At 38.8% G+C, this 2,854-nt stretch carries 1 protein-coding gene; it reads right to left on the bottom strand.

Annotated features, from left to right (window positions below):
- Positions 1-2,854, bottom strand: a 2,854-nt coding sequence (locus tag GWK10_RS18230; RefSeq protein WP_164033839.1) for a beta strand repeat-containing protein, incomplete at both ends; no start/stop codon positions are given.

Genomic DNA, 2,854 nt, shown 5'->3' with positions numbered 1-2,854 from the left:
GGATCAGAACTTCCTGTTCCATCCAATGAAAAAGAAGTAGTTCCAGCAACAAGATTCTGATTTGGTCCAGCTTCTGCAATTGGTTGCTGATTGGCAGGTGCATCAATAATAATTTGTACTGTATCGGTATCCGTTAATCCAGGAGTTCCATTGTCTGTTACTTCCAATTGGAAAACATATGTACCTGTTATTGCTCCTGTAATGTTGGTTGATGCGCTTGAACTATTTGAGATAGTAGCTGTATTAGGGCCACTTACTTGTGTCCATGCATAGGCAGTAATAGAACCATCCGGATCAGAACTTCCTGTTCCATCCAATGAAAAAGAAGTAGTTCCAGCAACAAGATTCTGATTTGGTCCAGCTTCTGCAATTGGTTGCTGATTGGCAGGTGCATCAATAATAATTTGTACTGTATCGGTATCCGTTAATCCAGGAGTTCCATTGTCTGTTACTTCCAATTGGAAAACATATGTACCTGTTATTGCTCCTGTAATGTTGGTTGATGCGCTTGAACTATTTGAGATAGTAGCTGTATTAGGGCCACTTACTTGTGTCCATGCATAGGCAGTAATAGAACCATCCGGATCAGAACTTCCTGTTCCATCCAATGAAAAAGAAGTAGTTCCGCTTGGTAGATTTTGATTTGGTCCTGCTACAGCTGTTGGTGCTATATTAGATACACTAATTCCAGTTACCGTTATTGATACTGTTGCAGTATTACTAAAGTTGGTGCCATCAGTTATTCTATAGGTGACACTTGTCACTTGCGATTCACCATTATTCAGCGCATCAAATTCTCCGTTTGGATCAAAGCTCATATTCCCATTTGCGGCAATAAGGAATATACCTCCATTGGTGCCAAATACTTGTTGGCCAATATTAGAACCAAGGTTGTTCACTCTATCTACTGTAAGAGGATCATTTTCGGGATCAGAATCAACTCCATTTCCATTATCATTAAATAGATTCCTATTTAGTGTGGAAGCATTTTCTGCCACAGTGAATGCATCATCCTGCGCTACGGGAGGTTGGTTTACAGGGTCAACTCCATCAACGGTAACAATTACAGTTGCTGTATCTGTTCCTCCATTCCCATCATTGATTTGATAGGTAATTTGAGTAGTATCGGTTTCACCATTATTTAATGCTACAAAATCACCATTGGTATTAAATATTAGATTTCCTGCGGGATTAATATTAAATATACCTCCATTAGTACCTGCGACATTAGTTCCGACTAAAGGAGCACTTCCATTAACTTGATCTACGGTAAAGGTATCTCCATCCGGATCTTGGTCTGGACCATTGCCGTTATCAATGAATATGCTAATTCCAAAATTATTGCCTTCGGTAATGGATAGGTTGTCATTTTGAGCTACTGGCGGCATATTCACATTTTGTACATCAATTGAAATAATTCCATTAACCGCAGGATTCATAGCATCATTAACAGAATAGGTAATAGAATCAGCACCGTCAAAATTGGCATTTGGAGTATAGCTAATAACATTGCCAGTAATAGTCGCTGATCCATTACTGGGTCCAGTTACGATTGCCGTAGTATAGGCATCCCCATCAGGTTCTGTGATATTTGGAACCAAATCAATAGGATTATTCGTTGAATTTTCATCTACCGTAGCTGTGAAATCGGCAGCAATTGGTGGCATGTTTACATTATCTACAGAAATAGTAATAATCGCCTGAACTGGCGGATTTACTCCATCCGTAACTTGATAGGTAATAGAGTCCGGTCCACTATAGTCCGTATCTGGTGAATACGATATTGTTGTAGGACCAGCGAGTGTTGACACACCATTGGTTGAATTCATTGCTATTGATAAAGTCAAGGCATCACCATCATCGTCATTAATTAAGCTACTAACATCAATAATATTGTTGGCTGAATTTTCATCAAAACTCACTGTAGTATCTTGAGCTGTAGGCGGGAAGTTAACATCGTCTACTGAAATAGTTATAGTTGCTTGCACAGCAGGATTTACCCCATCAGAAACTTGGTAAATGATCGTGTCATCACCTACATAATTTGTATTAGGTGTATAGATGATTATATTGCCGCTAATTGTAGCGGTTCCATTTGTGGCATTTGTAACAATGGTGGTTGTTAATGCATCTCCATCAAGATCGTTAATACTAACAGTTAAATCAATAGTATTATTGGTAGAGTTTTGATCAAAACTTATAGTAATATCTTCAGCGGTTGGTGGTCTGTTGGCTTGGGTTACTTCGAAATCAATATTCGTTTCATCAAAACACCCAGAATTATTATAGGTGATTCTTAATGATACATTATAAGTACCGGCTGCATCAAAACTAGTCGTGACATTGGCTAAATCAGAAGTGAATCCATTACTAAACACCCATGAATACGCAATGCCTGCGGTAGGAGCATTCGGATTATTATCAATGGTATTAAATGTAATATTATCGCCAGTTGGTACGGTTAAGACGGCTGTTTGTATCTGAGGTTGTGGCGATGCATTAATCACTACCGTTCTCATTTTGTCCTCAGCATCAGTAAGCGTATAGCTAAATGTATAGGTTCCTGGATTTGGACTAGCAGCGTTTCCAAAGGTATCTGGATCAACGCTAACCACAACCTGATTAGTAATATCATTTCCATCAGCATCTGTTGCAGACATAGGATCGACAAAAGCTTCACCTTGACATTGAGTGATATCTCCACCATTTAAGTTGATTACCGGCATCCCTTGTGCCGCATCAATTTCAATATCTTGAGTATTGATACATCCATTACTATCGGTTACAATTAGTTGTGCTGTAAATCGTTCTGCAGTAGTATAGGTATGAGTTATATTACTAGGAAAATCAAGCA

This window comes from Spongiivirga citrea (assembly GCF_010671565.1).
GTDB classification, from domain to species: domain Bacteria; phylum Bacteroidota; class Bacteroidia; order Flavobacteriales; family Flavobacteriaceae; genus Spongiivirga; species Spongiivirga citrea.
This window is presented reverse-complemented; position numbering and strand designations above follow the sequence as displayed.